The organism is Candidatus Kuenenia sp., assembly GCF_039794105.1.
Lineage (GTDB): Bacteria > Planctomycetota > Brocadiia > Brocadiales > Brocadiaceae > Kuenenia.
The window spans coordinates 1-7,495 of record NZ_JBDIWA010000060.1; the positions used below are offsets into that span (position 1 = coordinate 1).

Annotated in this window: 4 protein-coding genes; all 4 read left to right on the plus strand. The window is 40.5% G+C overall.

Features of this window, described 5'->3' with window-relative positions; all coding sequences use genetic code 11:
* Nucleotides 1–1,143: ATP-binding protein (locus ABJL82_RS16200; RefSeq protein WP_347275745.1), on the plus strand; the 1,143-nt coding region annotated here is incomplete at its 5' end.
* Complete coding sequence (locus tag ABJL82_RS16205; protein ID WP_347275746.1) at nucleotides 1,136–2,512, plus strand: sigma-54 dependent transcriptional regulator; 1,377 nt, start codon at nucleotides 1,136–1,138, stop codon at nucleotides 2,510–2,512. The genes ABJL82_RS16200 and ABJL82_RS16205, both read left to right, overlap by 8 nt.
* A gap of 756 nt (nucleotides 2,513–3,268) precedes the next feature.
* A complete protein-coding gene (locus ABJL82_RS16210) occupies nucleotides 3,269–4,411 on the plus strand; it encodes an efflux RND transporter periplasmic adaptor subunit (RefSeq protein WP_347275747.1) in 1,143 nt (380 codons plus the stop codon).
* 13 nt (nucleotides 4,412–4,424) lie between these two features.
* A partial coding sequence (locus ABJL82_RS16215) for an efflux RND transporter permease subunit (protein WP_347275748.1) occupies nucleotides 4,425–7,495 on the plus strand: 3,071 nt, incomplete at its 3' end.

The window sequence follows — 7,495 nt, forward strand, 5'->3', positions numbered from 1 at the left end:
TCCCGTAAAGAATTTGACAGGCTCCTTGCCAAGCAGCGGCAACATGCGTTTATCACGGCGATTATTTCTATTTCTTTTATTACAGGTGTCCTGGCTATTTCAATGAATCAAATAGTACTTCGCCCTATCCAGAGACTCCTGGGTGCCGTATCGAGGGTGAGGGAAGGTGACTTAAGGGTTTCGGTTATATCAAAAACGAAGGATGAAATAGGTAAGCTGACAGAAAACTTTAACGCTATGGTTCTGACAATCAAAAAGAATACGGATGAAAAGGAATCTTTACTGCAGCAAATATATTCGTTTAATGGGCAGCTCCGATATAATATTCATCTGGCTACCAAAGAGTTACAAAGAAGAAATGAAGAACTGAGAGATGCAAATCAATCCAATTATAAACTTCAAAAACAGCTTGGGCATTTTAGAAGACTTGCTGCTGTTGGAGAATTGGCAGCAATGGTTGCACATGAGTTAGGAACTCCACTTCATTCAATCTCAGGGCACCTTCAGCTTCTTATGGATGAAGCAAATTTGTCCGGTGAAGTATGCCGGAGAGTAGAAATTATGCAATCACAACTTGAACGGGTAATTAAGAGTATTCAGCATATTCTCGATACTACCCGACCGCCGAATGTTTGTTTTGACTGGGTCGGTTTGAACCAGCTTCTTGAGGATATTATTATACTGGTTTTCCCGGAAATTTTATCTAAACAATTAATAATAGAAAAAGAATTTCAACAAGACCTGCCAAAAATATTCGGTAGCTATAGCCAACTTCAAGAGGTTTTTTTGAATCTTATCGACAATGCTATTGATGCATCTCCTCAATGTGGAATTATTTCTATAATAACTCAATGTATCACACCATATACAGATCATCATGTGTTAGTCGAAGCATCATTGAGTGCTGGATACGTCCAGGTATCCATTAAGGATAATGGCACGGGTATTTCACCGGATAACCTCCAGCATATATTCGAGCCATTTTATACAACGAAAGACCGGGGTCATGGAACGGGATTAGGTTTAGCCATAACCCAGGAAATTGTTCACCGCCACCATGGTGTGATTACCGTTGAAAGTGGATTAAATAAAGGAAGTATATTTTCTGTCCAACTTCCGTTAAGGAAGAATGAACGTGGGTAAGGATATACCATTCATACTTGTTGTCGATGACGACCCGGTAGCAGCAGAGCTTCTTACTGAAGTCTTGGAAAAAGAAGGGTACCATACCCAGATGACCTGTCGGGGTATAGATGCTGTCCGGATGGGTGAGACAACTCCATTTGATGTGGTAATCACAGATTTGAAGATGCCTGAAATGGGAGGGCTCGATATACTGAAAACATTTAAACGATTACATCCGCAGGCAATTACCATTGTTATTACAGCCTTTGGTTCATTTGACACGGCAGTTGAAGCTATTCGAAATGGTGCGTATGATTACATCAGCAAGCCATTTAAAATCGAGGAAATAAAATTAAAGGTTCAACGATGTCTTGAGCAAAGGTACCTTTCTGCTCAAAAAGGAAATACCGCACAAGAAGACTTCATGGAAAAAATCTCCTTTGGGACGATAATAGGCAGCAGTCCGAAAATGTTAGAAATATATAAAATGATAGCCAAGGTAGCCGGTAGCGATGTGACCGTGCTAATCCAGGGGGAAAGTGGAACAGGGAAAGAACTTATTGCCAGGGCAATACATGATAACAGTATGCGTGCCTCTAAACCTTATATTGCAGTAAATTGTGCTGCCCTGCCTGAAAATCTTCTCGAAAGTGAATTGTTTGGTTATATGAAAGGCGCATTTACCGGTGCATTATTTGATAAGAAAGGTTTGTTTGAAGAAGCAGACGGAGGTACCTGTTTTTTAGATGAAATCGGGGATATGCAGCTTCCTCTTCAGGCAAAATTGTTACGTGTTTTACAAGAACATGAAATACGAAGGCTCGGCGGGTCACATACTCTGTCGGTTGATTTAAGGATTATAGCAGCTACGAACAAGGATTTAGGAACCATGGTAAAATCCGGGCAATTTAGAGATGACCTTCTTTATCGTTTTCAAGTTGTAACCATTGCACTTCCTCCTCTCCGGGAACGTCCTGAAGATATACCGCTTCTTGCAAATTATTTCCTGCGGAAGGCTGCAGGAAAAATGAAAAAAGACATTTACGGTATTTCGAAAGAGGTGATGAATGTCCTAATCAAATATAAATGGCCTGGAAATATAAGACAGTTAAAGAATGTAATAGAGGGTTCCGTTGTCTTAACGACTCATAAGATTCTTTTGCTGTCTGACATACCTGCTGAGCTGTATCAGAATAATAAAGATATTTCCATTGATGCTTCGTCTAACAGATTTCAGACGCTGGAAGAACTGAAGCAGTACTACGTTAAACAAATCCTTGAATATACCAATGGCAACCAAAACATGGCCGCTGATATCCTTGGAATAAATCGCAAATCACTGTATCGGATGCTGAAAAATCAGAAAAGCAATGAAGAAAGTTACTGAGTTAATCTGAAATTCGTGGGGCAAAAAGTCCCATAGTGGGACAAAAAGTCCCCAACCTATACCCCACATAACCCATTTCATTAAAATCTTCTTACCGCAAAACAGCTAATTTATTGGGTATTTTAATCATTTCCAAAATAGGAATACTCTTTGCTTTGTCCTATGAAGTACTTCCCCTCTCTAAGCTATTAAGAGCCTATCCGAAAATCCGGCGTGTCATTCCGGGCAATGAAGGAGCGAGGAATCTTTCCGTGAAGAAATAAAAAGATTCCTCAGAGTTGGGGCTGTCTAAAAAGTAAATTTTTGGAAATTTGTTCCCCACTTAAGGCTGTATAATGATGGGTTATCCCCATAAACTGGTGCTAAAATACATCTTTTATGGGTATACAGCCACACCTGTAATACCTTTTGGACAGCCCCCAACCTTGATAAACTTTTGTCGGGGATGGACGAATGTAGCCCTACAGGGTTGTTCTGTGTGTTATACAGCGGTTGTGCCAGAGATGGATTAATATAACCCCGGGGGGTGGCCTATTTGTAGTAGTAGAAATGAAATTCAGGCACCAAAAAAGCTCCATAGGAGCGACCTAGGGTATGCTTTCTGAAGAACTATGGAATTGCACTATTATTCTGAAGGAAGAGGTAATTTCCTATTGCCATGGAAACATCTTCCTATCCTCTTTTGTTCCATTAATCGTTTTACTGTTATACTAAGAAAAAACAATTTCCTATTACCCTTTGTTATGGATTATTTCTATGAAAAAAGCATCTATGTATTTGAGTGTATGTGTTGTTTTACTCATAAGCGCATGCTCATCAGATAAAGAAGTTAGCGATAATCGGGCAAAATACCCTGTTACGAGTCCTGTTGTCATGGATACGACGTATACGCATGATTACGTTGCAGACATATACTCTTTCCAACATGTAGAGATAAGAGCCAGGGTTAAAGGATATATCGAAAAGATTCACGTTGACGAAGGTGAAATCGTAAAAGCCGGACAAACTCTTTTTAGCATAAGCCGACAGGAATATGAAGTGGACTTATTAAAAGCTAAGGCAATGCTGAAAAGTGCCATTGCAGATGCAAAAGCCGCTGAACTGGATTTGCAAAACGTAAAAATACTGGTAGAAAAAAATATCGTATCAAAAACGGAGCTTGAAATGGCTCGGGCTAAACTGGATGCACTTCGTGCAAAAGTTAATGAAGCGAAATCGTATGTGGCAAGCGCTGAATTAAATCTATCTTATACCGTAATAAAAGCTCCATTTGACGGAATAATTGACAGGATTCCCAATAAGGCCGGAAGTTTAGTTGATGAAGGAACGTTGTTAACCACTATTTCAGATAATAAAAAGGTATTTGCTTATTTCAATGTATCTGAAAAGGAGTACTTAGATTTTATTACACTCATGGATCCGGAAAAGAAAAATGATGTGACATTGGTATTGGCTAACGATCAAATTCATAGTTGCAACGGATGTATTGAAACCGTTACAGGAACAATTGATAAAAACACCGGGAATATTGCTTTCAGGGCATGTTTTCCTAATCCGGATCTCCTTTTAAAACACGGTTCCAGTGGTAAAGTCAGGGTAACAAAAGAAGAAAAAAACGCCTTAGTAATTCCGCAAAAAGCAACCTTTGAAATTCAGGACAGGGTGTGTGTGTTTACGGTAGATTCCGACAGCACAGTAAAAATGCGAAGCATAGTCCCAAAGCTTCGCATTCCTCATTTCTATGTAATTGAATCTGGATTATCTTCCGATGATAGGATTATTTATGAAGGCATTCAACAGGTGAGAGAAGGAGACAAGATAATTCCTGAAGTTATTTCCATGAAACAAATAATGGAAAAACAATCAAAAGAACTAGCCATGTTTCTGGTTGAAAATTAAGGTATAAAAAATAATGACCGCGAAATTCATCCATAGACCCATTTTATCCATAGTAATATCTTTAATCATTACCTTGCTTGGGACGTTGTCTTTAACCCAACTGCCAATGACACAATTTCCCAGTATAGCTCCGCCGGAAGTAAATGTCACCGTTGAATATACGGGGGCCAATGCCGAAACTGTGACAAAAGCTGCTATTGTGCCTTTGGAACGTGCCATTAATGGTGTTCCCGGTATGAAATATATGTCTTCGGATGCGGGGAACGATGGTGTAGGTGTAGTGCAAATTATTTTTGAGGTTGGCACTGACCCGGATGTGGCTGCAGTAAATGTTCAAAACAGGGTGGCTGCCGTTATGGGTGAACTTCCTGTTGAAGTAACACGCAATGGAGTGAAAATTGCCAAGGAAGAAAATGCTATGCTGATGTATTTGAACATATTCAGCACCGATACGACCATAGAAGAAAAATTCCTGTACAATTTTGCTGATATTAATATCCTGGCTGAATTAAAAAGAATTGATGGGGTTGGTTATGCGGATATTTTGGGGGCCAAAGAATATGCCATGCGTATTTGGCTAAAGCCCGATAAAATGCTTGCCTATAATATTTCTACGGATGATGTACTGAATGCATTACAGGAACAAAATGTTGAAGCGGCGCCGGGAAAGGTAGGGGAAAGCTCAGATAAGACAGGACAGGCATTGCAGTATGTAATAAAATACACAGGAAGGTATAATACCGAAGAGCAGTATGAGAATATTCCTGTAAAATCAACCGCCGACGGAAAAATACTTCGCATGAGAGATATCGCCGAAGTTGAGTTCGGCACAACGTATTTTGACGTAGAGGCAAAACTAAACGGCAAACCCGCTGCTTCAATCCTTCTGAAACAGTTGCCTGGCTCGAATGCCAGCAAAGTAATCAGTAAGGTAAAAAAGCGCATGACTGAAATTAAGGCATCTACTTTTCTTAAGGGCATGGACTATGAGGCAAGCTATGATGTTTCCCGGTTTTTAGATGCTTCGGTACATGAGGTTTTAAAAACTCTGATTGAGGCATTTTTATTGGTATCGTTGGTGGTATTTATTTTTCTTCAAGATTGGCGTTCAACGCTCATTCCTGCTATTGCCGTACCTGTTTCATTAATTGGCACCCTCTTTTTCATGCAGTTGTTAGGTTTCTCTTTAAACCTGATTACACTCTTTGCATTAGTTCTTGCCATAGGTATTGTAGTGGATGATGCCATAGTAGTGGTAGAAGCGGTGCATGCAAAAATGGAGCATTCCAATATCGGGGCAAAGAGAGCAACCGAAAAGGCGATGAGAGAAATCAGCGGAGCTATTATCGCTATTACTTTGGTTATGTCGGCTGTGTTCATTCCTGTAGCTTTTATGTCTGGTCCTTCCGGCATTTTCTATCGTCAGTTCTCTCTTACTATGGCAATATCTATTGTTCTATCGGGAATCGTTGCACTTACGCTCACCCCTGCTCTTTGTGCCCTATTATTGAAAAATACCCATGGTGGTCATACCAGGAAAGCCTTGCTGGATCGTTTTTTTGGTGGCTTCAACAACTGGTATAATAACCTTTCTGAACGCTATCAAAAATTGCTTGGAGTCATTGCTAATCGTAAGGTTATAACTTTTTTAGTATTGCTGATATTTTGCATGGGAACAGGCATTTTAGGCAAGTTCCTGCCCTCAGGATTTATTCCCAATGAAGACCAGGGAACATTTTACGCCAGTATCACTACCCCATCCGGCTCAACTCTGGAAAGGACCAAAGAAGTGGTAGATGAAATACAAAAGACATGTGAAGGTATAGAAGCTATAGAGTCGGTTTCTACCTTAGCAGGAACAAACATCTTATCCGATGGAACAGGCGCTACTTACGGCACTTGCTTAATTAACTTAAAAAATTGGGATGAACGAAAGGAAACGGTTGATGATATTATCAGACTTGTTACAGAAAAAACCAAACACATTAAAGACGCAAAAATTGAGTTCTTCCCTCCGCCAGCCGTGCCGGGCTATGGAAATGCCAGTGGTTTTGAATTACGGCTTTTGGATAAAACTGGTAGTGGCGATTTCAAAAAAATGGAAACGGTAGTGCATCAGTTTATCAAAGACTTAAAAGACAGGCGGGAAATAGCAAGCGCTTTCACCATTTTTGATGCCAGTTTCCCGCAATACCTTATTCATATTGACTATGATAAAGCGGCACAAAAAGGAGTAACGATTGATAATGCAATGGGTACTTTACAAACCTTATTGGGGAGTGAATACGCCACCAATTTCATCCGCTTTGGTCAGATGTACAAGGTAATGGTACAGGCATTGCCTGAATACCGGACAAAACCCGAAGACATACTCAAGCTTTATGTCAAAAATGATAAGGATGAAATGGTGCCGTTATTTGCCTTTACAAGAATAGAAAGGGTTTATGGAGTTGATCAGATAACCCGTTACAACATGTACCCATCGGCAGAGGTGAACGGGGAAGCTGCTAACGGATACAGCAGCGGAAGCGCTATCGCAGCCATCCAGGAAGTAGCCAAAGAAAAATTACCCAAAGGCTACGATATAGACTGGGCAGGCATAAGCCGTGATGAAATATTAGCAGGCAATGAAGCAATATATATTTTTCTTATCTGTTTGGTATTTGTGTATCTGCTTTTGTGTGCGCAGTATGAAAGTTTTCTCTTGCCTATGCCCGTTATTCTCTCTTTACCAACCGGAGTATTCGGAGCATTTTTACTCTTGATGATCATGGGTTTAGAAAACAATATTTATGCCCAGGTAGCCATGATTATGCTTATCGGTTTATTGGGTAAAAACGCCATCCTGATTGTTGAATTTGCCTCATTAAAGCACAGAGAAGGGCGAACACCCATGCAAGCCGCCATTGAAGGTGCCACCGTTAGGTTACGGCCAATCCTCATGACCTCATTTGCCTTTATTGCCGGGCTGATTCCGTTAATGTTTGCATCCGGCGCGGGTGCCGTTGGCAACAGAACCATTGGTGCAGCAGCGGCAGGAGGCATGCTGTTCGGAACGATATTTGGAGTAATTATTATTCCGGG

What these genes read in the sequence shown, in the direction of transcription:
- ABJL82_RS16210 (WP_347275747.1), top strand. Translation starts at nt 3,269, where the DNA reads ATGAAAAAAGCATCTATGTATTTGAGTGTATGTGTTGTTTTACTCATA.